At 61.9% G+C, this 26,568-nt stretch carries 25 protein-coding genes; 14 read left to right on the plus strand and 11 right to left on the minus strand.

The features are described 5' to 3' along the window. Positions 1 to 14 precede the first annotated feature (14 nt). The 3 genes from EPZ47_RS14415 (at position 15) to EPZ47_RS14425 (ending at position 3,959) form a co-directional block, all read left to right on the plus strand. Positions 15 to 524, plus strand: a complete 510-nt coding sequence (locus EPZ47_RS14415) for a sigma-70 family RNA polymerase sigma factor (RefSeq protein ID WP_135845402.1) — start codon at positions 15 to 17, stop codon at positions 522 to 524. Beyond that, a complete protein-coding gene (locus EPZ47_RS14420) occupies positions 524 to 1,468 on the plus strand; it encodes a FecR domain-containing protein (RefSeq protein WP_135845403.1) in 945 nt (314 codons plus the stop codon). Before EPZ47_RS14415 ends, EPZ47_RS14420 begins: the two co-directional genes overlap by 1 nt. A 67-nt stretch (positions 1,469 to 1,535) precedes the next feature. Further along, complete coding sequence (locus EPZ47_RS14425) at positions 1,536 to 3,959, plus strand: TonB-dependent receptor (protein ID WP_135845404.1); 2,424 nt, start codon at positions 1,536 to 1,538, stop codon at positions 3,957 to 3,959. 36 nt (positions 3,960 to 3,995) lie between these two features. On the opposite strand, the gene EPZ47_RS14430 is transcribed toward EPZ47_RS14425, so the two are convergent. The 3 genes from EPZ47_RS14430 to EPZ47_RS14440 all read right to left on the minus strand — a co-directional run bounded on the left by EPZ47_RS14430 (position 3,996) and on the right by EPZ47_RS14440 (position 5,741). Further along, positions 3,996 to 4,397: a hypothetical protein gene (locus EPZ47_RS14430; RefSeq protein WP_135845405.1), complete on the minus strand. Its 402-nt coding sequence runs from the start codon at positions 4,395 to 4,397 to the stop codon at positions 3,996 to 3,998. A gap of 251 nt (positions 4,398 to 4,648) precedes the next feature. After that, positions 4,649 to 5,125, minus strand: coding sequence for a nuclear transport factor 2 family protein (locus EPZ47_RS14435; protein WP_135845406.1), 477 nt, complete (start codon positions 5,123 to 5,125; stop codon positions 4,649 to 4,651). A 49-nt stretch (positions 5,126 to 5,174) separates the two neighbouring features. Beyond that, a complete protein-coding gene (locus tag EPZ47_RS14440) occupies positions 5,175 to 5,741 on the minus strand; it encodes a TetR/AcrR family transcriptional regulator (RefSeq protein ID WP_135845407.1) in 567 nt (188 codons plus the stop codon). A 122-nt stretch (positions 5,742 to 5,863) separates the two neighbouring features. Here EPZ47_RS14440 and pssA point away from each other — a divergent pair, with 122 nt between their 5' ends. From pssA to EPZ47_RS14495, 11 genes are all read left to right on the plus strand, one after another. After that, on the plus strand, positions 5,864 to 7,207 hold the full coding sequence (gene pssA, locus EPZ47_RS14445) for a CDP-diacylglycerol--serine O-phosphatidyltransferase (RefSeq protein WP_135845408.1): 1,344 nt from the start codon (positions 5,864 to 5,866) through the stop codon (positions 7,205 to 7,207). An 11-nt stretch (positions 7,208 to 7,218) separates the two neighbouring features. Beyond that, on the plus strand, positions 7,219 to 8,235 hold the full coding sequence (locus EPZ47_RS14450) for an AraC family transcriptional regulator (protein WP_135845409.1): 1,017 nt from the start codon (positions 7,219 to 7,221) through the stop codon (positions 8,233 to 8,235). 306 nt (positions 8,236 to 8,541) lie between these two features. After that, positions 8,542 to 9,513: an NAD-dependent epimerase gene (locus tag EPZ47_RS14455; RefSeq protein WP_135845410.1), complete on the plus strand. Its 972-nt coding sequence runs from the start codon at positions 8,542 to 8,544 to the stop codon at positions 9,511 to 9,513. Positions 9,514 to 9,545: 32 nt separating this feature from the next. Beyond that, positions 9,546 to 10,289, plus strand: a complete 744-nt coding sequence (locus tag EPZ47_RS14460; RefSeq protein WP_135845411.1) for a glycosyltransferase family 2 protein — start codon at positions 9,546 to 9,548, stop codon at positions 10,287 to 10,289. A 1-nt stretch (position 10,290) separates the two neighbouring features. Continuing rightward, entirely contained in the window at positions 10,291 to 10,584 is a 294-nt protein-coding gene (locus EPZ47_RS14465) for a lipid-A-disaccharide synthase N-terminal domain-containing protein (protein WP_135845412.1), read from the plus strand. 67 nt (positions 10,585 to 10,651) lie between these two features. Further along, positions 10,652 to 12,109 (plus strand): ArnT family glycosyltransferase, encoded by a 1,458-nt coding sequence (locus tag EPZ47_RS14470; RefSeq protein WP_238346758.1) that lies wholly within the window; start codon positions 10,652 to 10,654, stop codon positions 12,107 to 12,109. Between the two features lie 195 nt (positions 12,110 to 12,304). Then, the gene (locus EPZ47_RS14475) at positions 12,305 to 13,969 is read left to right on the plus strand and encodes an AMP-binding protein (RefSeq protein ID WP_135845413.1); all 1,665 of its coding nucleotides are present in this window, start codon (positions 12,305 to 12,307) and stop codon (positions 13,967 to 13,969) included. Between the two features lie 16 nt (positions 13,970 to 13,985). After that, complete coding sequence (locus EPZ47_RS14480) at positions 13,986 to 14,747, plus strand: SDR family NAD(P)-dependent oxidoreductase (RefSeq protein ID WP_135845414.1); 762 nt, start codon at positions 13,986 to 13,988, stop codon at positions 14,745 to 14,747. A 12-nt stretch (positions 14,748 to 14,759) separates the two neighbouring features. Beyond that, positions 14,760 to 15,947 carry an acetyl-CoA C-acyltransferase gene (locus EPZ47_RS14485; RefSeq protein ID WP_135847989.1) on the plus strand — a complete coding sequence of 396 codons (1,188 nt, stop codon included), beginning with the start codon at positions 14,760 to 14,762 and terminating at the stop codon, positions 15,945 to 15,947. 9 nt (positions 15,948 to 15,956) lie between these two features. Further along, positions 15,957 to 17,084 carry an acyl-CoA dehydrogenase gene (locus EPZ47_RS14490; RefSeq protein WP_135845415.1) on the plus strand — a complete coding sequence of 376 codons (1,128 nt, stop codon included), beginning with the start codon at positions 15,957 to 15,959 and terminating at the stop codon, positions 17,082 to 17,084. Between the two features lie 13 nt (positions 17,085 to 17,097). Next, a complete protein-coding gene (locus tag EPZ47_RS14495; protein ID WP_135845416.1) occupies positions 17,098 to 17,871 on the plus strand; it encodes an enoyl-CoA hydratase in 774 nt (257 codons plus the stop codon). A 126-nt stretch (positions 17,872 to 17,997) separates the two neighbouring features. On the opposite strand, the gene EPZ47_RS14500 is transcribed toward EPZ47_RS14495, so the two are convergent. The 8 genes from EPZ47_RS14500 to EPZ47_RS14535 form a co-directional block, all read right to left on the minus strand. Continuing rightward, on the minus strand, positions 17,998 to 19,149 hold the full coding sequence (locus EPZ47_RS14500; RefSeq protein WP_135847990.1) for an acyl-CoA dehydrogenase family protein: 1,152 nt from the start codon (positions 19,147 to 19,149) through the stop codon (positions 17,998 to 18,000). 3 nt (positions 19,150 to 19,152) lie between these two features. Continuing rightward, entirely contained in the window at positions 19,153 to 20,259 is a 1,107-nt protein-coding gene (locus tag EPZ47_RS14505) for an enoyl-CoA hydratase/isomerase family protein (RefSeq protein WP_135845417.1), read from the minus strand. A gap of 134 nt (positions 20,260 to 20,393) precedes the next feature. Further along, on the minus strand, positions 20,394 to 21,101 hold the full coding sequence (locus tag EPZ47_RS14510; RefSeq protein ID WP_135845418.1) for an HPP family protein: 708 nt from the start codon (positions 21,099 to 21,101) through the stop codon (positions 20,394 to 20,396). Positions 21,102 to 21,277: 176 nt separating this feature from the next. Next, a complete protein-coding gene (locus tag EPZ47_RS14515; RefSeq protein ID WP_135845419.1) occupies positions 21,278 to 22,657 on the minus strand; it encodes a UDP-glucose dehydrogenase family protein in 1,380 nt (459 codons plus the stop codon). 96 nt (positions 22,658 to 22,753) lie between these two features. Further along, positions 22,754 to 23,527 (minus strand): metal-dependent hydrolase, encoded by a 774-nt coding sequence (locus EPZ47_RS14520; protein ID WP_135845420.1) that lies wholly within the window; start codon positions 23,525 to 23,527, stop codon positions 22,754 to 22,756. Between the two features lie 3 nt (positions 23,528 to 23,530). Continuing rightward, positions 23,531 to 24,499, minus strand: a complete 969-nt coding sequence (locus tag EPZ47_RS14525) for a fatty acid desaturase family protein (RefSeq protein WP_135845421.1) — start codon at positions 24,497 to 24,499, stop codon at positions 23,531 to 23,533. Next, entirely contained in the window at positions 24,492 to 25,772 is a 1,281-nt protein-coding gene (locus EPZ47_RS14530; protein ID WP_238346734.1) for an MFS transporter, read from the minus strand. Before EPZ47_RS14530 ends, EPZ47_RS14525 begins: the two co-directional genes overlap by 8 nt. After that, positions 25,769 to 26,545 carry a hypothetical protein gene (locus EPZ47_RS14535; protein ID WP_178084256.1) on the minus strand — a complete coding sequence of 259 codons (777 nt, stop codon included), beginning with the start codon at positions 26,543 to 26,545 and terminating at the stop codon, positions 25,769 to 25,771. The genes EPZ47_RS14530 and EPZ47_RS14535 overlap by 4 nt, the downstream gene beginning before the upstream one ends. Positions 26,546 to 26,568 lie beyond the last annotated feature (23 nt).

The following is a 26,568-nucleotide window of genomic DNA, read 5'->3' on the forward strand; positions in this document are numbered from 1 at the left end:
CAAGGCTTCCTGACATGTTTGACGCAGCTACGCCGACGGAGCACTCCCTCCATGCGTTGTACCGCGACCACGGCGGCTGGCTGGAAGGCTGGTTGAGACGGCGCATGGGCAATGCCTGGGATGCGGCGGACCTGCGTCAGGATACGTTTCTGCGCGTTCTGTCCAGCGCCCAACCGCTGGCCGATTTGCACGAGCCTCGCGCCTATCTGCTGACGGTCGGCAAGCGTCTGCTGAGCAATTTCTACACCCGCCGCAACCTGGAGCAGGCGTACCTCGATGCCCTGGCGAGCCTGCCCGAAGACAGTGTGCCGTCTCCGGAACAGCGCTGGCTGCTGCTGGAAACCCTGCAAGCCCTGGACGAATTGCTCGACGGCCTGCCGCCCCTGGTGCGACGGGCTTTTTTGTGGAGCCAGCTCGAAGGCCTTGGCTATCGAGAGATAGCCGAGCGCATGCAGGTGTCCGAACGCACCATCAAGCGCTACATGGCCCAGGCCTACGAGCACTGCCTGTTGGTAGACTTTTGATGCGCCCGGCGCCATCGCCCGAAGCCCGTGAAGCCGCCCGGGCGGCTGCGCGCTGGCTGACGCTGATGGAGTTCGACGGTGACGCGTTCGACTCGGCCGCCCTGCAACGCTGGCGCGATAGCAGCGCGGACCACGAAGCGGCCTGGCAAAAGGCGCTGCGCTTGCGCGAGCGATTCGCCGGGGTGCCGCCCTCGTTGGGCATGGCGACCCTGGATCGTCCGGCAATGGCCCGGCGTGCGGTGCTCAAGCGCGCCTTGGGCGTCGCCGCATTGGTGCCGGCCGCGTGGCTGCTGGGGCGAGAGCTGCCATTGGAGGTCTGGCGTGCCGACTTGCACACTGCCACGGGCGAACAACGGCGGTGGTCGTTGATCGATGGCAGCACCCTGCAGTTGAACACTGACAGCGCCGTGGACCTGGACCTCAAGGCCCGGCGGTTGGTACTGGTACGGGGCGAGGTGGCCCTCAAGGTCACAGGCACCACACCATTGGCCGTTCAAGCGCCTTATGGGCTCATCACGGTCAGTCGCGGTGAGGTCTGCGTGCGCTTGAGCGAACACCGCTGTCGGGTCTCGGTGGTTAGCGGTTCGGTGCAGCTGCAGCCGTTGCGCGGGCCGTCGCTGATGCTGGAGCAAGGCCAGCAAGTCAGCCTCCAGGCGGCGGGTGCGGGGCCGGTGGGGGCCTTTGACGGAGCGCAACCGGATTGGCGCGACGGGGTGCTGGTGGCACATAACCAACCGCTGGGGGATTTTCTTCGCGAGCTGGGTCGCTATCGCCCGGGTGTATTGCGCTGGGACCAAGCCCTGGAATCCCTGCGTGTCACCGGCAGCTTTCGGCTGGAAAACACCGACCGTATCCTCGCGCTGCTCTCGGCCAGCTTGCCGCTGGATGTGCAAATGCGCACCCGCTACTGGGTCACGTTAACGCCGCGCAAGAATATTGCGTGAAGCCTGTCCCCTTTTTTTGTCTCGCTTGTCATTCATGGCAACTGAACAAAAATGAGAGCGCCTTCCAATGTCCGCAGCAGTACCTTTGCGTTTTCGTCCAGCCGTTGCCGGCTGCCGCGCGCTGTTCAACCTGAGTCTCATTCTGAGTCTGGGCACCAGTCCATTTTTCATCTCATCCAGCCAGGCCGAAGAAGTGGCCCGACGCAGCTATCAGGTGCCGGCTGGCAGCCTCAGCGCGGCGCTGACTCGCTTCGCCGGGCTGGCGGGCGTCAACCTGTCGGTGGACCCGGCCCTGGTGAGCGGGCGCAACAGCGCCGGGCTTTCGGGTGAGTATGGGGTGCAGGAGGGTTTTGCCCGGCTGTTGCAGGGCTCCGGCCTGCAACTTCAGCCGGTAGGCGAGCAGGCATACATCCTGACCCCCGCGCCAGAACGCGGCTCCCTGCAACTGGCCCCCACATCGATTCTCGGCGCCACAGCCTCGACCGAAAACGAGGTGTATGCCGGCGGCCAGGTTGCACGCCGCGGGTCGCAAGGCCTGCTGGGCTCGCGCGACTTCATGGAAACGCCGTTCAGCATGACCACCTACACCAGCCAGACGGTCAAGAACCAGCAGGCGCGTACCTTGGGCGACCTGATTGCCAGCGACCCGTCGGTTCGCGCCACCAATCCGGCTGGCGGGCGTTATGAGCAGTTCACCATTCGCGGGTTGAGCCTGTTCAACAGTGATGTCGCCTACAACGGTCTCTACGGCGTCCTGCCCACCTATACGATCGACATGGAGATGGCGGATCGCGTCGACATTCTCAAGGGCCCGACCCAGCTCATCAACGGTATCTCGCCACGGGGTAGCGTGGGCGGCGGGATCAACGTGGTGCCCAAGCGCGCCACGGACAAACCGATCACCTCGTTCACCGGCAGCTATGCGTCCAACAACCAGCTCGGCGGAGCCGTGGATGTGGGGCGGCGCTTTGGTGAAGAGAACAAGTTCGGTATCCGCTTCAACGGTGTGAAGCAGTCCGGCGACACAGAATGGGATCACCAGAGTGTTGACCGTGACATGGCCGTGCTAGGCCTGGATTTTCGCGGTGAGCGCTTGCGAATCTCGACGGACATCGGGCGCACCGAACGTGATACCGATGCGCCGCAAGAACGTGTCCAGGTCGCCGCCGCTGCGCCGGTACCTCGTGCCAGCGATGTGGATCGCAACTATGCGCAGTCCTGGAGCAAGGCGCGCACCCAGGACACTTTCGGCGCGATAAACGCTGAGTTCGATGTCAACGACTCCGTCATGCTGTACGGTGGTGCCGGGGCGCGCAAAAGTAATCATGAGTTCCTCCGGCATGCCGTTTCGGTCCTCAACGAGGCTGGGGATTTCCGCGTTCAACCCCGTGATTTCACCCGCGACGAGAATGTCCGGACCGCCAATGCCGGGGTGCGCAACTGGTTCCATACCGGGCCGGTCAGCCACGAAGTCAACCTGGCCGCCAGCTATTTCTACATGGACTTCACCAATGGTGGCGCCCGTTACGGTCAGTCCGACAGCAACCTGTATGACCCGGTGGAAACACCAACGCCGAGCGTTATCACGCGGTCAGATCCAAAGGTCTACACCGAGAACCATTTCAGCGGCGTGGCGTTGTCGGACACCTTGGGCTTTTTCGATGACCGCTTGCTACTGACCCTTGGCGCCCGCTGGCAGCGAGTGGAGGTTGACGACTGGTCGAATGGCGTCAAAGGCCGCACCGCCTACGACGAGGTAAAGGTTTCGCCGTCGGGCGGCATCCTGTTCAAGGCCACCGACAAACTGTCGCTGTATGCCAATTACATGGAAGGCTTGAGCCAGGGCAAGATCGCGCCATCAACGTCGAACAACGAGGATGAGATCTTCCCACCGTTCATCAGCCGTTCGGTTGAAGTCGGAGGCAAGTATGACGCGGGCCCGTTCGCCTTTACCGCCGCCGTATTCCGGATCAAGCAGCCGGCCTACGAGACCAACGCCACGACGCGGGTTTTCGGCCCCAATGGCAAGCGTGAAAACACCGGTGTGGAACTGAGTGTGTTCGGTGAACCGTTCAAGGGTACCCGTTTGCTCGGTGGCGTCATGTACATCGACAGCAAATTGACCAACACCACCGACGGCAATTTCGATGGCAACCGCGCACCCGCCACACCGAAATACAACGTCAACCTGGGGGCCGAATGGGACGTGCCGACCGTACAAGGACTGACCCTCACCAGCCGCGGCATCTATTCCAGCTCGCAGTACCTGGATCAGGCCAACACCAAGGAAATCGACTCCTGGGAGCGTTTTGACGTGGGGGCACGCTACGCGTTCAAGGTCGACGACAAGCACATCACCCTGCGTGCCAATGTCGAGAACGTGGCGGACAAGCGCTACTGGAGTTCGGCCGGGGCCTCGGATGACAGCGAGCCAGGCTTGACGCTGGCGACCCCGCGCACCTACCTGTTGTCCGCAACCGTCGACTTCTAGGCTACTGTGCGGCTCCAAGGAGGGAGCCGATTGCGTTCAGGCATCGCGGAACAGGTCGTGGGCATCGAGCAAACGCCAGGCGATTTCAGGGCGTTTTTCCAGCCCGCGCCGTATGGCGGTGGGGATCGATTGACGTATCTTGCGGCACAGGCCGGGTTGATCCTGGAATTCGATGGCAATGCCACGCATGGTTCGTACTTCGTTGTAGCCGGGTTCGACGGTCAGGCGGATCCCCAGGTTTTCGTACAGGCGTTGCTGCAAACGCTGGAGTTCATCAAGGCTCTGGATGTTCTCCAATCGTTCAAGCAGGCGCTTTTCTTCCTGGCGGTTCAAGCACAGGATGCGCAGGTCGCTGCCAGGCGTTTGCAGCAACGCATCACGCCCGCAATCGCAGACGCCGGGCGGGCAGGGGGGACGGATCGGGGGCGACGCGGTCATGGGCTTCACAAAGTCTGCAACATCACGAAACTGGCTCCAGGCAATGTGATGCCTGAGGGCACGCGGGTCAACCCTGTTATGTGGGAGCGGGCTTGCTCGCGAAGGTGGTGTGTCAGTCACAGCAATCTTGGATGTGCCGACCCCTTCGCGAGCAAGCCCGCTCCCACAGGGTTTGGTGGTGTCCACAAAGGTTGCGTTCATCACAGATCCATTGTGGGAGCGGGCTTGCTCGCGAAAGCGGTGTGTCGGGCCTACAGCCCCAGCTCAGACAACCCCGGGTGATCATCCGGCCGGCGGCCCAGGGGCCAGTGGAATTTGCGCTCGCTTTCCTTGATGGGCATGTCGTTGATGCAGGCGTAGCGGTTGTACATCAGGCCTTGCTCGTCAAACTCCCAATTCTCATTGCCATAGGAGCGGAACCAGTTGCCCGAGTCGTCGTGCCATTCGTAGGCGTAGCGCACCGCGATGCGATTGCCGGTGAAGGCCCAGAGTTCCTTGATCAGCCGGTAATCGAGTTCCTTGGCCCACTTGCGGGTGAGGAACGCCTTGGCTTCTTCGCGGTTATGGGCGAATTCGGCGCGGTTGCGCCATTGGGTATCGAGGGTGTAGGCCATGGACACTTTTTGTGGATCGCGCGAGTTCCAGCCGTCTTCAGCCAGGCGAACTTTTTCGATGGCTGACTCACGGGTGAAAGGCGGCAGGGGCGGGCGAACTTCAGGGGATGACATGGCAGATCTCCAGGTTAAGTTGCACAAGGGTTCAATGGGACGGGTGTTATCAACGGCTTACTAATAAAGTTTCCAGCATGTCCTGGGCATGATCCGCAGCGCTGTGGTCGCCCATGACCAGCGCCACGGTAATGGCGCCGTCGATCAGAATCAGCAGTTGCCGGGCCAGCGCGTCGGGCTTCTCGACACCTTGCTCTACGCACAACCGGGTCACGTAATCGAGTAACTTCTGTTTATGCAGCTTCGCCAGTTGGCGCACCGGATCCTGTGGATCGCCGGTTTCGCCGCTGGTATTGATGAACGCACAGCCACGAAAACCTTCGCTGACGAACCACCCCTTGAGCACGGTGAACAGGTTGAGCAACCGTGCTGCCGGTGTCGGGGCCTTGTCGACCTCGGTACTGAACCAGTGCATCCAACGTTCATCCCGCCGCTTGAGGGCGGCCAGGATCAGATCGTCCTTATTGGTGAAGTAGCGGTAGATACTTTTCCTGGAGACGCCGGCAGTTTTCACCAGAAGGTCCATGCCAGTGGCGGCGATGCCACTTTTATAGATCAACTTTTCGGCGACATCGAGAATGATGTCTCGTGTTTCATTGCTATTGATTTCGTTCATGCGGCCTACAGTAGAACGATCGTTCTCCTTGGTCAAATCTTTTTTCATGACGACGGGAAGACCCCACCCCATCCCATGGTGTAAGCTCATCCGTTCTTCGGAATCGACCTTTTGCGAGCCCTATGCCGTCGCTCTTCAAACGCTCCCTGCTGCCCAAACTGCGCAGCTTTGCACTGACCGCCGATGCGGTGACCATCCTCGATGGCGCCGCCGAGTTCCGCCGTTGCCTGCTGGAGAAAATTGCCCAGGCCACCCAGCGCATCTACATCGTCGCCCTGTACCTGCAAGAGGACGAGGCCGGCCAGGAAATTCTCGATGCCCTGCATGCTGCCAAAGCCGCGCGTCCCGAACTGGACATCGTTGTGGTGGTGGACTGGCTGCGGGCCCAACGTGGGTTGATCGGCGCCAAGAAGCAGCCGGGCAACTCGGCGTGGTACCAGGAACAGACACGTACCCATGCCAGCGAAGTGCCGATCTACGGCGTACCGGTGCAAACCCGCGAGCTGTTCGGCGTGCTGCACTTGAAAGGCTTCGTGATCGACGACTGCGTGCTCTACAGCGGCGCGAGCCTGAATAACGTCTACCTGCACAAGTTCGACAAGTATCGCTACGACCGCTATCACTTGCTGCAGAGCACGCCTCTGGCCGACTCGCTGCAGCACTTGGTGCAGCATGGTCTGATTGCGTCCAAGGCCGTGCATCGCCTGGACCTGCCGAACCTGCCCAGCACCCGCAGCCTGCGCAAGGACATTGGTGACCTGCGCAGCCGCCTCAAGTACGCGACGTATGACACCACCACCGGTAGCGTCGACAAGAGCGGCCTGTCGGTAAGCCCGCTGCTGGGTGTGGGCAAGAACAACCCGCTGAGCCGAGTGATCGGCGAGCTGATCGCCAGCAGCCGTCAGCAACTGACCATTTGCACGCCATACTTCAACCTGCCCCTGGCCGTGACCCGCGAGATCAACCGCGCCCTGGCCCGCGGGGTGAAGATCGACATCATCGTCGGCGACAAGACCGCCAACGATTTCTACATGGCGCCGAGCGAGCCGTTCAAGATCATCGCCGCGCTGCCCTATCTCTATGAGATCAGCCTGCGGCGCTTCGCCAAACGGCACCAGCGCTACATCGACAGCGGCCAGTTGAACCTGCACTTGTGGCGTGACGGCGACAACACTTATCACCTCAAGGGCATGTGGGTCGACGAGCGCTACACCTTGCTGACCGGCAACAACCTCAATCCGCGGGCCTTTCGCCTGGATCTGGAAAACGCCCTGTTGTTGGACGACCCCAAGGGCGAGTTGCTTGCGCCGCGCCAGGCCGAACTTGAGCAGATCTATCGGCATACTCGCCGGATCGAACGTTACCAGGACCTGGAGACCCTGCCGGACTACCCCGCAGCAGTCGGCAAGTTTCTCAAGCGGGTCAGCCGGGTGCGGATCGAGCGGTTGCTTTACCGGATCCTGTGAACACCCGCGCCATGTCGGAAAAAGACACCATCTCCATCCAGTTGGTGCGTGAGGCGCTGCTGCAAAGCTGCGCTCCCGGCGCCGCCACCGAAGAAGTGCTGAGCAAGGTCGGTATCGACCCGGCGTTGCTCGGCGATGCTCAGGCGCGTGTGCCGGCCCATGCCTATGCACGGCTGTGGCGGTTGCTGGCCCGGCGGCGGGATGACGAGTTCTTCGGCATGGACCCGCGCAAGCTCAAGTCCGGCAGCCTGGCGTTTCTCTGCCAATGCGCCATGGCCCAGCCGACACTGGCGAGCGGGTTGACGGCGGCGCTGGGGTTTCTCTCGCTGATGCTTGAGCACCTGCCGGCCCAGTGGGTCCGCCAGCAGAGTCTGGCGGAGATTGTCCTGTTGGAGGACGAGCAGGAACCGCGTCGCGCGTTCACGTATTTTACCTACTGGATGATCGTCCATGGCGTGGCCTGCTGGCTGGCCGGGCGGCGCATTCCGATTCTTTCCGTCGAGTTACGCTGTCCGGCACCGGATTTCTGCGACGACTACCGGGTGATGTTTTCCCAGAACCTGCGCTTCGACCGGCCCCGCACCCGGATGATTTTCGCCGCCGAGTTCCTGGACCTGCCCATCAAGCGCAGCGCTGAAGAACTCAAGCGCTTCCTGGCCCAGGCGCCGGCCAACATTCTGGTCAAATACCGCGACCCGCAAAGCCTCGCCAGCCGCATCCGGCACGACCTGCGCCAGTTGCCCGCCGAACAATGGCCGGAAACCGAGGCCCTGGCCCAGCAGCTGTGTGTTTCCGCGTCCACCCTGCGCCGCCGCCTGGCGGAGGAGGGCCAGACCTATCAAGGCCTCAAGGACAGCGTGCGCAAGGAACTGGCGATCACCTGGCTGGCCGAGCCTTCGATCAGTTTCGTCGACATCGCCTCGCGCCTGGGTTTCGCCGACGCCAGCTCCTTCTACAAGGCGTTTCGCAAGTGGTCCGGCTCCAACCCGGGGCATTATCGCAGCTTGATTCTCAACGACCTCGACTGACCTGTTGTCGGGCCGCGCCGAATCCTGTGGGAGCGCGCTTGCTCGCGAAGAGGCCGGCAAATCCAGCATCTCCGTGACTTACATACCGCTTTCGCGAGCAAACCCGCTCCCACAGGGATTTCGCTCAGGCGACTGGCACGCTCACAAAACCGTCATTTCTTTTTGATACAAGCCTGTGCAGGTGCCGGAGAAGCCAGGCCATCAAGCAGAGTAAGGTATGCAAGTGACCGTTTTGGGTAGCGGCTATGTCAGTTTGAATGAGTTTTCCTGCCTCGTAGTTGAGCAAGGTCCGCAAGGACGAGGCGAATGAAAATACTGGTAACCGGTGTCGCAGGTTTTATCGGCTTTCATACGGCCAGGCGGCTGTGTGGAGATGGCCACCACGTGATCGGCATCGACAATCTCAACAGCTACTACAGCGTTGAGTTGAAACAGGCTCGACTCTCGCAACTGGCGACCTGTGACAATTTTCAGTTCCAGTGCCTGGATGTCGCAGACAAACAGGCGCTGCTGGATATCTTTGCCGACAACGCCTTTGACCAAGTCGTCCACCTGGCGGCACAAGCCGGCGTGCGTTACTCCATCGACCACCCGGATGTTTATGCGCAAAGCAATCTGGTGGGCTTCCTCAACGTGCTGGAAGCCTGTCGTGCCCATCGGCCGGCGCACTTGATCTATGCCTCAAGCAGCTCGGTGTATGGCCTGAACGAGCGCCTGCCGTATGCCACCACTGACCCGGTCGATCAGCCGGTGTCGTTCTATGCCGCGACCAAGCGCGCCAATGAACTGATGGCGCACGCGTATTCGCACCTCTATGGCATTCCCACCACCGGCCTGCGGTTTTTTACCGTGTATGGGCCTTGGGGGCGGCCGGACATGGCGCCGTTCAAATTCACCGACGCCATCCTCAACGGCCGCCCCATCGACGTCTACAACGACGGCGCGATGTCGCGTGACTTCACCTACATTGACGACATTGTCGAGGGCCTCGTGCGCTTGCTCCCGCTGCCGCCTACCGATCAGGCCGGAGTCCCCAACAAGGTCTACAACATCGGATTCGGTTCACCGGTGAGGCTCCTGCAATTTATCGAGTGCATAGAGGAAGCTCTGGGGATCCGCGCAATCAAACACTTCTTGCCGTTGCAGTCGGGCGATGTGGTTAACACCTGGGCGGACACCCGTGAACTGGAGGCCCGCGTGGGGTTCAGGCCGCAGGTTTCGGTGCCTGTCGGTGTGCAGGCGTTTGTCCATTGGTATCGCAACTATTACAGCGTCTGACCACTCATTTCCCAGCCTTTTTCTGGAGCATCATGCACGAAATTCCCTATGTGTCGGTCCTGATTCCGGCCAAAAACGAGGCAGGCAACCTTGTTCCACTTCTCGAAGAAGTGCGCTCGGCGCTGGCCAACGAGGCCTTTGAAGTCATCGTGGTCGACGACGGCAGCACCGACGCCACCGCCGCCGAGTTACGCACCTTGCAAGACCGTGGCTACCGGCAGTTGCGGGTGCTCAGTCATGCTCGCTCCCTGGGCCAGAGCACCTCGATTTACCACGCCGCTGAGGCTGCGCGCGGGTCTTGGTTAGCAACCCTGGATGGCGATGGTCAGAACGATCCCGCTGACTTGCCGAAGATGCTCGACCTGGTGCGCGGTTCAGAGGGCCAACCGGCAGGGGTCAAGCTGGTGGCGGGGCATCGGGTCAACCGCCGCGACACGGCGAGCAAACGCTGGGCATCGCGCTTTGCCAACAAACTGCGCGCCAGCCTGCTGAAGGACCAGACGCCCGATACTGGCTGCGGCATCAAGTTGATCGAGCGCGAGGCATTTCTACGCTTGCCATATTTCGATCACATGCACCGCTTCATTCCTGCGTTGATCCGCCGGCACAACGGCCGAATGCTGGTGCACCCGGTGAACCACCGTGAGCGTGGGGCAGGGGTTTCCAACTACGGAAACCTCGATCGGGCGCTGGTGGGCATTGTCGATCTGTTCGGGGTGTGGTGGCTGATCAAGCGCACTCGCCTGGACGTCAACGCACAAGAAACCGAGGTCTGAGATGGGCAGAGAATCTTTGTGGCTGGCCGTTGGCTTCGGTGGCCAACTGGCGTTCACCGGGCGTTTTGCCCTGCAATGGCTCTACAGCGAATACAAAAAGCGCAGCATGATCCCGGTTGGATTCTGGTACCTGAGCATCGTCGGCAGCGCGTTGTTGCTGGCTTACGCGATCTACCGCGAGGACCCGGTTTTTATCGTCGGTCAGTCCTTCGGTTTCGTCGTGTACCTGCGCAACTTGCAGTTGATCGCCAAGCATCACCAGCGGGAAAGCGGCGAACTGGATAAAAAGGGCTGAGACGGTGCGGATACGATTGTCTTCCTCGCGGCTGGAGTTGCTGGCTTTTGTGCTGTTGACGTTGCTCATGGTCGGTGCCGGTCTCGGCTGGCGCCAACCGATGAACGTCGATGAGGAGCGTTTTCTCGGCGTGGCCCTGGAAATGCTGCAGAACGGCTCCTGGTTCATTCCTCACCGCGCCGGCGAAATTTACGCCGACAAGCCGCCACTGTTCATGTGGGCGGTGGCGCTGTTCATACAGTTGACCCACTTGCCAAAAGTCGCCCTGTATTTGCCGGCGCTGCTGGCAAGTGCCGTTACCACGGCCTGTTTGTATGACTTGGGGCGACGCTTGTGGGGGCGGCGTGTCGGGGTAATCGCGGCGCTCCTGTTTCTCGCGACCTACCAGACCTACAGCATCTTGCGGACCGGACAGATTGACGGCTTTCTCGCGCTTTGGACGATTCTGGGGATCTATGGCTTATGCCGGCATTTGTTGCTGGGTCCGGCGTGGCGCTGGTACTACGTGGCCTGCGCAGCGATGGGCTTGGGCATCATCAGCAAGGGCGTGGGCTTTCTGCCGGTGTTGATGCTGATCCCCTACGTCTATGCCGTGCGCAAAGGTTGGAACGGTGTGGTGTCCATGCCTGGCGAGGCGGGGCGCTGGTGGTTGGGGCTGGCCGTGGCGCTGGCAGCCATCGCGCTATGGCTGGTGCCTTTGCTGGTGATCGTGGCTCAGGGCAGCCCCGACAGTTTGGCGTACGCCGAGGAAATCCTGTTGAAGCAGACGGCCGGACGCTATGCCAATGCCTGGGAGCACCGCGAGCCCTTCTGGTATTTCCTGGTCCAGGTGATTCCGAAGTACTGGCTGCCGATCTTTTTCATGTTGCCGTGGCTGGTGCCGGCCTGGCGCAGACAATTGCTCAAGCACGACGCTCGAGTGTTGCTACTGCTCGGCTGGGTCCTGCTGGTGCTGTTGTTTTTTAGCCTGAGCAGTGGCAAACGCAAGCTGTACATCTTTCCGGCGCTGCCTGCCTTGATTCTGCTGGTGGCGCCTCTGCTACCGTGGATGCTGCGCCGTGGGTTCCTCGGGCGGGCGAGGGGCAAGGTGGTATTCAGCGTATTGACTGCGCTGTGGCTGGGTGCCTGGTTTGCCCGCGGCTTCATCGAGCCCCACAGGGAAGGCATCAACCCCCACGAAACCCTGATGCGCGATGTGGCACGGCTCAGTGGCAATGCCGAATTGGTGCTGGTGGGCTGGCGGGAGGGGCATTGGGTTTTCGCGCAGCAACCTATCGTGCATTTTGGCTTTTATAACGGCCACTCCCTGGAACAATCCGCCCTCTGGCTGCGCAGTCACCCGCAAGCCTATGCCTTGGTGCCCGCGCGGGACCTGGCACGCTGTTACGACCCGCAAAAAGCCCGCCGTGTCGGCGCTACCTCGAGGGCCGAGTGGTTCCTGGTGGGGGCTGATGCAGACAACCAGCGTTGCCAGTCCCCGGTGCCGGAGAAGGTCTATTCATTCGCCTGGAAACAGCCGCTGTAGCAGCCATCAAAAATCCCTGTGGAAGCGAGCTTGCTCGCGATAGGGCCCTCACTGACAACACATTCCCCGGATCATGGCCAAACCAGTCAAGCAACTTGATGGCTTTGACCATTGCCGCCAAAGCCCTTCGGCGCGAGTATTTCCCTGCTGTTTACGGTTCCCCCCAACCAATAAAAATACAGAGGGATTCTGGTCATGCGCGATCATTCGTCCGCCACGTCGCAGTTCGATTACCTGCACACCGTCAACGCCGCGCTGCACGGCTCGCTCGAGGCGCTCAATGCCTGTGTCGAGTGTTGCGACCGGCACGCGTTGCCGGGGCGTATTGCCTTGTTCTGGGAGGGGCGCGACGGCAGCGAAGCCACCTGGACATACCGTGACTTGCAGGACAACGCCGCGCGCTTCGCCAATTTCCTGCTGGCCCAAGGCGTCGGCAAGGGCGACAAAGTGGCCGGCCTGCTGCCGCGTACCGCTGAGTTGCTGATCGTGGTGCTCGCCACCTGGCGCATCGGAGCGGTGTATCAGCCGCTGTTCACCGCGTTCGGGCCCAAGGCCATTGAGCACCGCCTCGGCAGCTCCGGCGCCCGCATCGTCGTCACCGACGCCGTCAACCGCCCGAAACTCAACGAAGTCGCCGCTTGCCCCACCATCGTCACGGTCGGTGGTGAAAAAGGCCAGGGTATCGTCCGGGGTGACTACAGTTTCTGGGCTGAAGTGGCGAACCATTCCAGCCAGTGCGAACCGCTCATGCTCACGGGCGAAGACCCGTTCCTGCTGATGTTCACCTCCGGCACCACCGGGCCGGCCAAGGCCCTGTCGGTGCCGCTCAAGGCCATCGTTGCGTTCCAGAGCTACATGCGTGACGCCGTGGACCTGCGCCCGGAAGACGCCTTTTGGAACGTCGCCGACCCGGGCTGGGCCTATGGCATCTACTTTGGCGTGACCGGGCCGCTGGCCATGGGGCATCCCATCACGTTCTACGATGGCCCATTCACCCTGGAAAGTACCTGTCGGATCATCAATAAATACAGCATCACTAACCTCGCGGGCTCCCCCACGGCCTATCGTTTGTTGATCGCTGGGGGCGAGCAGTTCGCCCGCTCGATCAAGGGCAAGCTGCGCATCGTCAGCAGCGCCGGTGAGCCGCTGAACCCGGAGGTAATCCGCTGGTTCGCCGACAACCTGAACGTGGTGATCAACGACCATTACGGTCAGACCGAGCTGGGCATGGTGCTGTGCAACCACCACGGGCTTGAACACCCGGTGCACCTGGGGGCGGCCGGTTTCGCCTCGCCGGGCCACCGGATCGTGGTATTGGATGATAACTACCAGGAACTGGGCGTCGGCCAGCCAGGCATTCTCGCCGTCGACCGCAGCCAATCACCGATGTGCTGGTTCGCCGGTTACGAAGGTGGGCCGACCAAAGCCTTCGTCGGCAACTACTACTTGAGCGGCGATACCGTTGAGTTCAACCCCGACGGCAGCATCAGCTTCGTCGGCCGCAGCGACGACGTGATCACCACCTCGGGCTACCGCGTCGGCCCGTTCGACGTGGAAAGCGCCCTGATCGAACACCCGGCCGTGGTCGAAGCCGCCGTGATCGGCAAGCCCGATCCAGAGCGTACCGAGCTGGTGAAGGCCTTCGTGGTGCTCAGTGCCCAATACCGCGCAGCGCCAGAACTGGCCGAAGAGCTGCGCTTGCACGTACGCAAGCGCCTGGCGGCTCATGCGTACCCTCGTGAAATCGAATTTGTCAGCGACTTGCCGAAAACCCCCAGCGGCAAATTGCAGCGCTTTATCTTGCGCAACCAGGAAATCGCTAAAGCCCAAGAGGCTGCGGCGCATAACGTTTCGGCTTGAATCCAAGGAAACCATGATGCAGATCGACAACAAGATTTTCCTCGTCAGCGGCGGCGCGTCCGGCCTCGGTGCGGCCACCGGCGAGATGCTGGTCAAGGCCGGCGCCAAAGTGATGCTGGTGGACCTCAACGCCGACGCCGTGGCCGCCCAGGCGCAAAAGCTCGGCTGCCAGAGCGTGGTGGCGGACATCAGCGATGAGGCGGCGGCTGAAGCGGCGGTCAAGGCCACCGTGGCGGTGTTCGGTGGTCTCAATGGCCTGGTGAACTGCGCCGGTATCGTGCGCGGCGAGAAAATCCTCGGCAAGAACGGCCCGCATGCCTTGGCCAGCTTCAGCCAAGTGATCAACGTCAACCTGATCGGCAGCTTCAATCTGCTGCGCCTGGCTGCCGCGGCCATCGCCGAAACCGAGGCCAATGCCGACGGCGAACGTGGCGTGATCATCAATACCGCTTCGGTGGCAGCCTTCGACGGCCAGATCGGCCAGGCTGCCTATGCCGCATCCAAAGGCGCCATCGCCAGCCTGACCCTGCCGGCGGCCCGGGAACTGGCCCGCTTCGGTATCCGCGTGATGACCATCGCCCCGGGCATTTTCGAAACCCCGATGATGGCCGGCATGACCCCTGAAGTGCGTGACTCCCTGGCCGCCGGCGTGCCGTTCCCGCCCCGCCTGGGCAAACCCGCCGAGTACGCGGCGCTGGTCAGGCATATCATTGAGAACAGCATGCTCAACGGCGAGGTGATCCGTCTCGACGGTGCCTTGCGTATGGCTGCCAAATAAGGAGGATTTATGATGTCCAACGATCCGATTGTCATCGTCAGCGCTGTCCGCACCCCCATGGGCGGTTTCCAGGGTGAACTCAAAAGCCTCACGGCCCCGCAACTGGGGGCTGCCGCGATCAAGGCCGCGGTGGAACGTGCCGGCATCGCGCCGGATTCGGTTGAAGAAGTGCTGTTCGGTTGTGTACTCGCCGCCGGCCAGGGCCAGGCTCCGGCACGTCAGGCCGCGCTGGGCGCCGGGCTCGATAAGTCGACCCGTTGCACCACGCTCAACAAAATGTGCGGTTCGGGCATGGAAGCGACGATCCTCGCCCACGACATGCTCATCGCCGGCAGTGCCGAGGTGGTGGTGGCCGGCGGCATGGAAAGCATGTCCAACGCGCCGTACCTGCTCGATCGCGCCCGCGGCGGTTACCGCATGGGCCACGGCAGGGTACTCGACCACATGTTCCTCGACGGCTTGGAAGACGCCTACGACAAGGGCCGCCTGATGGGCACCTTCGCCGAAGACTGCGCTGAAGCCAACGGCATCAGCCGCGAAGCCCAGGATGCTTTTGCCATTACCTCCACCACCCGCGCCCAGCAGGCGATCAAGGACGGCAGTTTCGACGCCGAGATCGTGCCGTTGCAGGTCATGGTCGGCAAGGAGCAAGTGACCATTCGCCACGACGAGCAGCCACCGAAGGCGCGGATCGACAAGATCGCATCCCTCAAGCCGGCGTTCCGGGAAGGCGGCACCGTGACAGCTGCCAATGCCAGTTCGATTTCCGATGGCGCCGCCGCCCTGGTGCTGATGCGCCGGAGTCAGGCGCAGCAGCGCGGCTTGCAGCCGTTGGCGGTGATTCATGGTCATGCGGCGTTTGCCGACACGCCGAGCTTGTTCCCCACAGCCCCGATCGGAGCGGTGCAGAAGCTGATGCAGAAAACCGGTTGGTCGCTGGCTGATGTTGATTTGTTCGAAGTCAACGAAGCCTTCGCCGTGGTCGGCCTGGTGACCATGAGCAAGTTGGAAATTTCCCATGACAAGGTCAACGTTCATGGCGGTGCCTGTGCACTCGGTCACCCGATTGGTGCCTCCGGGGCGCGAATTCTGGTGACGCTGCTCTCGGCCCTGCGCCAGAAAGGCCTCAAGCGCGGCGTAGCGGCCATCTGCATCGGCGGCGGCGAAGCCACGGCCATGGCCGTCGAATGCCTGTATTAAGGAATCACCATGCTCCCGACTGAAGAACAGACCCAAATCAGCGAAGTGGCCCGGCAGTTCGCCCAGGAGCGCTTGAAACCGTTTGCCGCCGAGTGGGACCGTGAGCACCGCTTTCCCAAGGAAGCCATTGGTGAAATGGCCGAACTGGGCTTTTTCGGCATGCTCGTGCCGGAGCAGTGGGGCGGTTGCGACACCGGTTACCTGGCCTATGCCATGGCGTTGGAAGAAATCGCCGCCGGCGACGGGGCGTGCTCGACCATCATGAGTGTGCACAATTCGGTGGGCTGCGTGCCGATCCTCAAGTTCGGCAACGATGAGCAAAAGGCCAAGTTCCTCACGCCCCTGGCCAGCGGCGTGATGCTTGGCGCCTTCGCCCTGACCGAACCCCAGGCCGGTTCGGACGCCAGCAGCCTCAAGACCCGGGCGCGGCTGGAGGGTGATCATTACGTGCTCAATGGTTGCAAGCAGTTCATCACCTCCGGGCAGAACGCCGGGGTGGTGATCGTGTTTGCGGTGACTGATCCAAGTGCCGGCAAGCGCGGCATCAGCGCGTTCATCGTGCCGACCGACTCGCCGGGCTATAGCGTGGCGCGGGTCGAGGACAAGCTCGGCCAGCACGCCTCCGACACCTGTCAGATCCTCTTTGAGGATGTGAGGGTGCCGCTGGCTAATCGCCTCGGGGAGGAGGGCGAGGGCTACAAGATTGCCCTGGCGAATCTGGAAGGCGGGCGCGTGGGCATCGCCGCACAATCGGTGGGCATGGCTCGCGCCGCCTTCGAGGCTGCCCGGGACTATGCCCGGGAGCGGGAAAGTTTCGGCAAGCCGATCATCGAGCACCAGGCCGTGGCATTTCGCCTGGCGGACATGGCGACCCAGATCGCCGTGGCCCGGCAAATGGTGCATTACGCCGCCGCGCTGCGGGACAACGGCCAGCCTGCGCTGGTAGAGGCGTCCATGGCCAAGCTGTTCGCCTCGGAAATGGCCGAAAAAGTCTGCTCCATGGCGTTGCAAACCCTGGGTGGCTACGGTTACCTCAACGACTTCCCGCTGGAGCGCATCTACCGCGACGTGCGGGTCTGCCAGATCTACGAAGGCACCAGCGACATTCAGCGCATGGTCATTTCGCGCAATCTTTGAACAGGAGTCCTGCATGAGCTACGAAACGATTTTATTGGAGATCAAGGACCGGGTCGGCCTGATCACCCTCAACCGTCCCCAGGCATTGAATGCCTTGAACGCGCAGATCGTCAGCGAGTTGAACCAGGCGCTGGACAGCCTGGAAGCCGATCCGAAGATTGGCTGCATCGTGCTGACCGGCTCGAAGAAAGCCTTCGCCGCCGGGGCCGACATCAAGGAAATGGCCGATCTGACCTACCCGCAGATTTATCTGGATGACCTGTTCAGCGACAGCGACCGCGTGGCCAACCGTCGCAAACCGATCATCGCGGCGGTGAACGGCTTTGCTCTGGGCGGAGGCTGCGAGCTGGCGTTGATGTGCGACTTCATCCTGGCCGGTGACAACGCCAAGTTCGGCCAGCCGGAAGTCAACCTCGGCGTACTGCCGGGCATGGGCGGCACCCAGCGCCTGACCCGGGCGGTGGGCAAGGCCAAGGCCATGGAAATGTGCCTGACCGGACGCTTTATCGACGCGGTGGAAGCTGAGCGTTGCGGCATTGTCGCGCGTATCGTACCGGCCGATGAGCTGCTGGATGAGGCGCTGAAAACGGCGGCGTTGATCGCTTCCAAGTCAGTACCCATCAGCATGATGGTCAAGGAAAGCGTCAACCGCGCCTTTGAAGTCAGCCTGTCCGAAGGTGTGCGCTTCGAGCGCCGGGTATTCCACGCGGCCTTTGCGACGCAGGATCAGAAGGAAGGCATGGCGGCATTCGTGGCCAAGCGGGCGGCCGAGTTTCAGGACAAGTAAGGCGGCGTCCTTACTGACGCCATCGCGAGCAAGCCCGCTCCCACAGTGGATCTGGGGTGTACGCAGTATTTGCGTACACCATTGAACCCTGTGGGAGCGAGCTTGCTCGCGATGCTTTTCCAGCCATCAAACCAGGTAGTGTTTCAACTCCCGGGCAATCACCATCCGCTGTATCTCGCTCGAGCCTTCGTAGATCTGGGTAATCCGCGCATCACGGTAGTAGCGCTCCACCGGGTAATCCTCGAGATACCCATACCCACCATGAATCTGTATCGCCGAGGAACAGACCTTCTCGGCCATTTCCGAGGCGAACAGCTTGGCCTGGGAGGCTTCGGACAGGCACGGTTTGCCAGCGCTGCGTAACCGGGCGGCATGCAGGATCAGCAAGCGCGTGGCGTTCAGGCGGGTGTGCATGTCGGCCAGCAGGTTGGCGATGCTCTGGTGCTCGATGATCGGTTTGTCGAATTGCACCCGGTCCCGCGCGTAAGCCAGGGCCGCTTCAAACGCTGCACGGGCGATGCCCAGGGCCTGCGCGGCAATGCCGATGCGGCCGCCTTCGAGGTTGGAGAGGGCGATCGCCAGGCCTTTGCCGCGAGCCCCCAGCAGGTTGGCCTCGGGGATGGTGCAGTTGCTCAAGGTGACAGCACAGGTGTCCGAGGCGCGGATACCCATTTTGTGTTCAGTGCGATCGACGATGAAGCCCGGCGTATCGGTCGGCACCAGGAACGCCGAAATACCTTTCTTGCCCAGCTCAGGGTCGGTCACTGCGAAGACAATCGCCAGTTTCGCCCGTTTGCCGTTGCTGACGAACTGCTTGGCGCCGTTGATCACCCATTGACCGTCCCGCAGTTCGGCGCGGGTGCGCAGGTTGTGTGCTTCGGAGCCGGCCTGGGGTTCGGTCAGGCAGAAGCAGCCAATGGCCTGGCCGCTGGCAAGATCGGCCAGCCAGGTCTGTTTCTGTTCATCGGTGCCGAAATTGAGCACCGGCCCGCAACCCACCGAGTTGTGAATGCTCATCAACGCCCCAGTGGCGCCGTCGCCCGCGGAGATCTCTTCCACCGCCAGGGCATAGGCCACGTAATCGACATAGGTGCCACCCCATTCCTCCGGCACCACCATGCCCAGCAGGCCCAGTTCGCCCATTTTCGACACCAGGCCGTCGTCGATCCAGCCGGCCTTTTCCCAGGCCTGGGCGTGGGGGGCGATTTCGCCACGGGCGAAATCCCGGGCCATGTCGCGGATCATCACTTGTTCTTCGGTCAGTTCGAGGTCATGCATCATTCAATTCCCGTGGTCGTCGAAGCCGTCGAAGAAACTCGCCACGTGGCGGGCGTCCAGCGCCTCCAGGGTCGGAGGGTTCCAGCGCGGATTCTTGTCTTTGTCGATCAGCAAGGCGCGCACGCCTTCGATCAGGTCGCCGCGTTCGAACCATTGCCGGTCCAGGTGCAGCTCCAGGGCAAAACAGTTTTCCAGGCTCAGGTGCCGACCCCGACGCAGCATTTGCAGGGTCACGGCCATGGCCAGGGGCGAACGGGTGTCCAGCAGGTCGGCGGTTTTCACGGCCCAATCGTGGCTGTTGGCGACCGTGACCTGGCGCAGTTGCTCGACCATGCTCGGTACATCGGGGAGGGCAAAAAAATGATCGATAACCGGGCGCAGGTCGGCCAGGGGCGGGGCGGGCAGTTGTTGCACGCCGAGTTTCGCCAGCAGGCTTTGCAGGTCCTTGAGGGGGGTATCACCCCATTCCAAGCGATCGAGGCGCGCGTCGAGCTGTTCAAGCTTGCGACTGTCCAGATACCAGTCGGCCAGCCCGCAATACAAGGCGTCAGCCGCGCGGATCTGCACACCGCTGACGCCCAGGTAGGTCCCCAGTTCGCCAGGAATACGCGACAGGAAGTAACTGCCACCCACGTCCGGGAAGTACCCGATGCCGACTTCCGGCATCCCCAGGCGGCTGCGCTCGGTCACCACCCGCAGGTCGGCGCCTTGGGCCAGCCCCATGCCGCCGCCCAGCACGAAGCCATCCAGCAGGGCGAGGATCGGTTTGCGGTAGTGATGGATCGTCAGGTCGAGGGCGTACTCCTCGACGAAAAACTCTTCATGCAGGGTATCGCCCTGCTTGTGGCTGTCGTACAGCGAGCGGATATCGCCACCCGCGCAAAACGCCTTGTCGCCGGCGCCACGCAGGACCACTGCGTGAATCTGTGGGTCGAGGGCCCAGGTATCGAGTTGTTGCTGCAAGCTGCGCACCATGCCCAAGGTCAGGGCATTGAGGCCGGCGGGGCGGTTCAGGGTCAAGTGACCGATATGGTTGCGGACTTCGACCAGCACCTCATAGGCCATCGCCTCGACGGTCCCTGTGGCTTGGGATGAAACCTGAGCAGTCATCGCTAACTCCCTGCTTTTATTGTTCTTTATAAATTGTGTCGCGCGTACCTGGCCAGGATCGTAACAGTGCAAATTTGCCTTGCACAACCGGGATACGTGCAGGTCCTCTCTGCATATTTATAGCAGCCACAGGATCAGCCGCGACCCGAAAGCACCTCCGTGATGCTCCGCCGCTTGGCATTTCGCTCGCTGACGTGAATCAATTGCTCAAGATCCTCAGGGGTGACGTCAAAGAACGCTTCCATCTCTGCCAGGGCCTGTTTCAGGTCTTCGCGGGTGATGGCCTGGCGGTCCACGGGAGGATGGTCCGCCGGTATGACGCCCGCCGGCTCACTGGCGCGCTTCGGATAGCGCACGCGTGTCAGGTTGTTGTAGGCCAGCGCACTGACCAGCAGGCCGGAACCGGCCAGCATGGCCGCACCCACGGCCTGCCAGTCCAGGGCAATGATGGAAGGGTCTGCCAGTACCAGCGTCGCCGCTACCGCACCCGCCGGAGGGTGCACGCAACGCAGCCAGCACATCAACACCAGCGCCATGCCGGCAGCCAGGCACGCGCTGCCCAGCGTGCGCCCCAGCACGTGGGCCACCAGCAACGCCACGACCGACGCGCACAGGTAGCCGCCAAAAATCGACCAGGGTTGGGCGAGGGCGCCCGAAGACACGGCAAACAACAGCACGGCCGATGCACCGAGAGGGCCGATCAGATGTTGCGCCACCTCGAGGCCATAGACCTGGCTACAGAGCCAGACACTGAACATCGTCCCCAGGGCCATGCCGATGGCGGCGCGACTCCATTCGGTAGGACGGGTATTGATCGCAGCGGGGAACCAGCGAGAAAGCATTCAGCAGAAATCCAAAAAACGAACAAAAAAAGGGGCTTACGGGAAGATCCCTGAAAGCCCTTTAAGTGTTCCAACAGTTGGGGGAGGAACGATGCACAGTGTGCCGGTCGTTCCTCTCGCTTACAAATTCATATTAATGCTGCTTGAGTGCATTTATTTTGAGGTAAGGGGCGTTCTCACGCACTTCTCGAGGCTTGGAACCAGGTTTGCGGGGCGATGGGCAGGTTGCGCGATTGCCCTCGGCCCATCGGGAAATAGGTAAACCCCTTGTCGGCCATGCGTTCCGGGTCATACAGATTACGCCCATCAAAAATCACCGGGGCCTTGAGCCGTTGCTGGATAAGCGCGAAGTCCGGCGCCTTGAACGGCTGCCATTCGGTACAAATGACCAGCGCATCAGCGCCTGGTAGCACCGATTCCGGCGTGCCCATCAGCATGAGCTTCGACTCATTGGGGTAGAGCAGTTGGGTCTGCTGCATCGCCTCCGGGTCAAAAGCGCGGACGCTGGCACCGGCGGCCCACAGCGACTCCAGGAGCGTGCGGCTCGGCGCATCGCGCATGTCGTCGGTGTTGGGCTTGAAGGCCAGTCCCCACAGGGCAAAGGTTTTGCCGCGCAGGTCGCCTTTATAGAAGGCATTGATCCGCTCGAACAGCTTGTGTTTCTGCCGGCGGTTGATGGACTCCACCGCTTGCAGCAGGTCGCTGGAGCAGTGGGCTTGCTCAGCCGTGTGGATCAGCGCGCGCATGTCCTTGGGGAAACACGAACCACCGTAGCCGCAACCCGGGTAAATGAAGTGATAACCGATGCGCGAGTCGGCTCCGATGCCCAGGCGCACCGATTCGATGTCGGCCCCCAGGTGTTCGGCCAATTCGGCGATCTGGTTGATGAAGCTGATCTTGGTCGCCAACATGCCGTTGGCCGCGTATTTGGTCAGCTCGGCACTGCGCACATCCATGAACAGGACGCGGTCGTGGTTACGATTGAACGGTGCGTACAGGTCGCGCATGGTCTCGCGGACTTCATCGCGCTCGCAGCCGATCACGATGCGGTCCGGGCGCCGACAATCGGCAACGGCCGAGCCTTCCTTGAGGAATTCGGGGTTGGAGACGATATCGAACTGCAGCAGGCGACCGGCCTTGAGCAGGCATTTGTCGATGTGCGCCCGCAGGACATCGCCAGTGCCCACCGGCACGGTGGACTTCTCCACCAGGATGAGGGGGTGCTCACGGTAGCGGGCGACAGCTTCGCCGACGGCCAGGACTTGGCCCAGATCGGCCGAGCCGTCCTCCCTGGAAGGCGTGCCCACGGCGATAAACAGTACCTGGCCGTGCTGCACGGCAAGCTGCTCATCGCAGGTGAAATGCAACCGCCCGGCCTCGAGCCCTTCGCGCACCAGCGTCGCCAGCCCCGGTTCGAAGATACTCACCTGGCCCTGGCGCAGGTTGTCGACTTTGCGCTCGTCGATGTCCATGCACACCACGTCATGACCGACCTCGGCCAACACAGCGGCTTGGACCAACCCTACATAACCACTTCCCAATACACTGATTTTCATGGCGGACTCCCTGGATCATTTCCGAGCGGGCGGACATGCACAACCAGCCGTTCGCCGCAGTGCGCTGCGCTCAGAATAAGTCGGGGATGTTGCAGTTCACTGACAGTCCCTAGTCTTGTTGGCTTTCAGCGGAAGAAAGTAGGCCGCCCAACCGCGCGCCATCAACATCAGGTTGGTGCCATCGCGTAACAGCAGGCTAGCGGTTGCCCGGCGCACCTCTTTGGCGCTGACGCGACCGCGGGCGATGTCGAGACGGGCGAAGCCGTGCAGATGTCGCAGCACGTCGAACGCCATGAGCGCCGATGCCGCCAGGAAATAAAGAATGCGTTGCCAATAGGGAATGCCCAATGCTTGCAGCAGATCCGTGGTGACATGCTGATGCGCGACTTCTTCCTGACAGTGCCATCGCCACAGGCGCGTCTGTGACGATGCGTTGGCCGAGAGCAGGCCGTGCTTGCGCAGGGCCACCCCGGAGATCACCGCCGTCACGTGTTCGAACGCCGCAGCCAAGGCCAGTTGCGCATTCAGTGACCATTTCGATTGCAGGGCTTGGAGATCCTTTTCGATCCCCAGTTCGTACTGCTTGACCTCAAAGCCCTGCTTTTCCAGCTGCTGGTTGTAGAGCCTATGGGCGCGCTGGTGGGCCCGTTCCTCCGCGACAAAGCGGCGCGAGTCCTCAGCAAGCGCCGAGGTCTGTTGCAGCTGCGCGGCGGACTTCTCCACCACCGAAATCACGAATTGTTCGCCGGCAGGGAGCAGCACCGAAAAGGCATCGAACAAGTACGTCTTGATCGGCGTGTCGTTCCAGAAAGGCTTGAAAGTATCGGCGTCGCAAGGCTCGTCGATGACCTGCTGTGGGGAAAAGTCCAAGGGTCAGTCCTTCATGCTTGAATGCGTGGCGCCGGCGGCAGCTATCTCGCGGATCAGCCCGGTGCAATAGCCATGAGTGACCTGCGCTTTTCGGGCATACACGTCGTCCTTCATGAGCGCGGCATGCACGTGGGGCAGGCGAAAACCCGGGATAGCCGGGTACAGGTGATGCTCGGCATGAAAGCCGACCCCGTGGGGTGCGATCAAGAGACGCTCCCACCAGGATGCAATGACCGTTCGAGAGGCGCCGTGGCCGGGCTGAGGCATCGCGAAGTGCTCCGCCACGTCGCGCCAATACAGCAGCGCCATCAACACCGTGAACATCGGTATAAGCCAGTACACCAGTGCCGCCAGCCACAAGTGGAACCCGGTCAGCACCGCCGCGAGCAGCAGGGCGAAAATCCATTGCCTGTACTGAGTGGCGGGAGGGCACTGCGAGGCCATTTTTGACGTCACCAGGGCGGTTCTGAATTCGTGGAGGCTGAACAGCCCGACGCAGTGCTTCAACATCAGCACAAGCATGCCGATGGCCGATTTGGGGAACCTGAATCGGTCCTGTCCCTTGCATGACACCCAGTTGGGGTCGTGGTCAGTGGCGGTATGCCGATGATGGGCGGCGTGGTCGCGACGAAAACCGAACAAGGTAATGGTGAAGGGCAGCGCCGTGAGAAAATCGCCCAATGTGTCGTTAAGCTCGGGACGAGTCCGGCTGAATTGCCGATGTGAAAACTCATGCATCAGGATCAGCAATGCATGCTGCCGGGTGGCGATGAACACAACGGCCAGCACCGAGGCGAAAATTGTCTGGGCCTGGATGGCCAGGCCCGCCGCAGACAGAATCAGCGCCCATTCCCAAAGCGTGCTGGCAAGCAAGCGCAAGGGCGCGGGGCGCCCCCACTCCAGTAACCGGGCACGCTCGACGGTATGTTCGTGCTGCCTGCGTGATTGCGCAGGCTCGGTAGGGTTAAACATCCGACAGCCTCCTCAGGCCCGAACCAAAGTAAGAAATGAGTACGGCTGCCAGGAGCAGCGCGCCGGTGGCAAGGAATACGGCCTGGAGGGACACGAACTGCAGAACCCAGCCCGCAATCGCCGCCGAGACTGGCGCCAGGCCAAAAAACACCAGCATGAACAGGCTCATGCCGCGCCCAAGCAGCCTCGGCGGCAATGAGCGCTGCAGCCAGGTGAATGCCATGACCTGGACGAAACCGCCGCAAACCCCGATAGCAAACAGCAATGCCACGCCTTGCCAAAGGGCGTCTATCCATCCCAATGGCATCAGCAGTACGGCGATGGCGGCGTCCACGACGAGCAGGGTGATGCCCAGATTGACCATTCGCAGTTTTGGCCGGGCGGTAAACATCAGCATGCCAAGCAGCGTGCCAGCCCCCTGCGCGCCGAACAGCCATCCCAGCGCGGTCGCCTCGGGCGTGAAGCGTTCATGGGTCAGCAGCGGCAAGGCGACCTGCACCGGCCCGCTCATGAGTAATGTCATGGCGGCCATGTAGGTCAGGTACGTGCGCAGACGTCGATCCTGAAAGAAATACCGCAAGCCCTCTGCCGTCGTCGTGATGACGCCGGCTTCGGGGCCAGGGGCTCGGCGCACAGGCAAGGCGCGTAGCCCGAACGCCGCCAGGGCGAAGGTGAACGCGTCGAGGGCGAATGCGATGACATAGCCGTCCAGCGCACCGTTAGCTGCCGACCTGGCGCCAGCGGGCAAGAATGCGCTGGCGATGACGCTTCCGGCGGCCACCGGACCGAGGGCGATGGTCACTTGCCGCAGTGCCAGGAAAACCCCGTTGGCCCGCTCCAGGTCGCGGGCATTGACGATGCCAGGCACCAGCGCACTGCCGGCGGGCAGCGTCAGGGCACTGAACAACCCCAACAGCGCCGCGCCCCCATAGATCACCGGTAAGCTCGCGTGACCGTGATAGACCGCCCAGGCCAGGCCGGACAACGCCAGCGCACTCGCGTAGCAGCCAAACATCCAGATCGAGCGGGCACCGAAGCGGTCAACCAGTGAGCCGCCCGTCAACAGGAACAGGGCACGGGGCAGGGCGAGTGCGGCGAATGCCCAACCAAGTGCCATCGGGTCTGGCGATACCACCATGATCAGCAAGGGGAAGGCGACCAGGGTGAACTGATCACCCAACATCGATGCCACGGCGCACGCCAGCAGGCGCCGGAAGTTTCGATCTCGGGCCAGCGCCGGTGCCGGGCGCTCCAGCGCGAGGGCGGTGTTCACAGGCACGCGAAGAACAGTTTTTTCATGCGTTGCAACCAGGGCAACGGGACACGCTTCCATATGAACGAAAGCCCGGACAGCGGCACTTTACCCAGAATCAACACGCCGACATCCAGCGAAGGCTCGTGGGGGAAATAGTTGTCTTTGATGGCGACAATCTTGCGAAAGCCTTTTTTGAAGTAGTAGCGCAACTGTGGGTCCAACGGCAGGCCCTGGCGCTCACTGCGCACGTACTGGGCGACCGTGATATCGGGATTCTTCGACAGCCAGCCCCTCAGGCCCGGAACGGGGGAGCCCAGGTAGACGTCTGACCATCCCTGTTTCAAGGCATAGGGCCAGAAAAATTCGAAAATGGCATTGGCCGCTTTCGAGTCGACACTGCTCAAGCTGATGCCGAACAACGTGCCGGTTCTGATGGCATCGTCACCGTGCTGTTTCCTGGCGCAATCTGCCCAGGTCGAGCACTGGCGTATGAGATCGTGGCGGGTAGGTTTCATGAACAACGACGCCAGCGCGGTACCGGTACGCGAACAAAACGCACCGACGCTCAGGGCAGGAAACGCAGCGATTCGTGAGGCCAGCATGGAAGCATCGGCACGCTGTTCCTCTGTCCATTTCCTGTGCTCGAGTTCGAGCAGTGAGGGGATATCGTCGCGGGATAGAAATCGAACGTTGATCTCACCAGCAAGGGTGGAGTCGTGGGGCTGCACGTCATGCGCCTGTTGCCAGGCGTTCGGGTATTCGGAAGCTGGGTTCTTCAGAAGTTTTTGCATCGCGTGGGCGGCTCACCGATTGA

The sequence above is a fragment of the Pseudomonas viciae genome (assembly GCF_004786035.1).
GTDB classification, from domain to species: Bacteria; Pseudomonadota; Gammaproteobacteria; order Pseudomonadales; family Pseudomonadaceae; genus Aquipseudomonas; species Aquipseudomonas viciae.

Excerpts from the sequence above, each read along its gene's own strand:
- EPZ47_RS14415 (WP_135845402.1), top strand. The coding sequence starts at position 15 with ATGTTTGACGCAGCTACGCCGACGGAGCACTCCCTCCATGCGTTGTAC.
- EPZ47_RS14420 (WP_135845403.1), top strand. The coding sequence starts at position 524 with ATGCGCCCGGCGCCATCGCCCGAAGCCCGTGAAGCCGCCCGGGCGGCT.
- EPZ47_RS14425 (WP_135845404.1), top strand. The coding sequence starts at position 1,536 with ATGTCCGCAGCAGTACCTTTGCGTTTTCGTCCAGCCGTTGCCGGCTGC.
- EPZ47_RS14430 (WP_135845405.1), bottom strand. The coding sequence starts at position 4,397 with ATGACCGCGTCGCCCCCGATCCGTCCCCCCTGCCCGCCCGGCGTCTGC.
- EPZ47_RS14435 (WP_135845406.1), bottom strand. The coding sequence starts at position 5,125 with ATGTCATCCCCTGAAGTTCGCCCGCCCCTGCCGCCTTTCACCCGTGAG.
- EPZ47_RS14440 (WP_135845407.1), bottom strand. The coding sequence starts at position 5,741 with ATGAACGAAATCAATAGCAATGAAACACGAGACATCATTCTCGATGTC.
- pssA (WP_135845408.1), top strand. The coding sequence starts at position 5,864 with ATGCCGTCGCTCTTCAAACGCTCCCTGCTGCCCAAACTGCGCAGCTTT.
- EPZ47_RS14450 (WP_135845409.1), top strand. The coding sequence starts at position 7,219 with ATGTCGGAAAAAGACACCATCTCCATCCAGTTGGTGCGTGAGGCGCTG.
- EPZ47_RS14455 (WP_135845410.1), top strand. The coding sequence starts at position 8,542 with ATGAAAATACTGGTAACCGGTGTCGCAGGTTTTATCGGCTTTCATACG.
- EPZ47_RS14460 (WP_135845411.1), top strand. The coding sequence starts at position 9,546 with ATGCACGAAATTCCCTATGTGTCGGTCCTGATTCCGGCCAAAAACGAG.
- EPZ47_RS14465 (WP_135845412.1), top strand. The coding sequence starts at position 10,291 with ATGGGCAGAGAATCTTTGTGGCTGGCCGTTGGCTTCGGTGGCCAACTG.
- EPZ47_RS14470 (WP_238346758.1), top strand. The coding sequence starts at position 10,652 with ATGGTCGGTGCCGGTCTCGGCTGGCGCCAACCGATGAACGTCGATGAG.
- EPZ47_RS14475 (WP_135845413.1), top strand. The coding sequence starts at position 12,305 with ATGCGCGATCATTCGTCCGCCACGTCGCAGTTCGATTACCTGCACACC.
- EPZ47_RS14480 (WP_135845414.1), top strand. The coding sequence starts at position 13,986 with ATGCAGATCGACAACAAGATTTTCCTCGTCAGCGGCGGCGCGTCCGGC.
- EPZ47_RS14485 (WP_135847989.1), top strand. The coding sequence starts at position 14,760 with ATGTCCAACGATCCGATTGTCATCGTCAGCGCTGTCCGCACCCCCATG.
- EPZ47_RS14490 (WP_135845415.1), top strand. The coding sequence starts at position 15,957 with ATGCTCCCGACTGAAGAACAGACCCAAATCAGCGAAGTGGCCCGGCAG.
- EPZ47_RS14495 (WP_135845416.1), top strand. The coding sequence starts at position 17,098 with ATGAGCTACGAAACGATTTTATTGGAGATCAAGGACCGGGTCGGCCTG.
- EPZ47_RS14500 (WP_135847990.1), bottom strand. The coding sequence starts at position 19,149 with ATGCATGACCTCGAACTGACCGAAGAACAAGTGATGATCCGCGACATG.
- EPZ47_RS14505 (WP_135845417.1), bottom strand. The coding sequence starts at position 20,259 with ATGACTGCTCAGGTTTCATCCCAAGCCACAGGGACCGTCGAGGCGATG.
- EPZ47_RS14510 (WP_135845418.1), bottom strand. The coding sequence starts at position 21,101 with ATGCTTTCTCGCTGGTTCCCCGCTGCGATCAATACCCGTCCTACCGAA.
- EPZ47_RS14515 (WP_135845419.1), bottom strand. The coding sequence starts at position 22,657 with ATGAAAATCAGTGTATTGGGAAGTGGTTATGTAGGGTTGGTCCAAGCC.
- EPZ47_RS14525 (WP_135845421.1), bottom strand. The coding sequence starts at position 24,499 with ATGTTTAACCCTACCGAGCCTGCGCAATCACGCAGGCAGCACGAACAT.
- EPZ47_RS14535 (WP_178084256.1), bottom strand. The coding sequence starts at position 26,545 with ATGCAAAAACTTCTGAAGAACCCAGCTTCCGAATACCCGAACGCCTGG.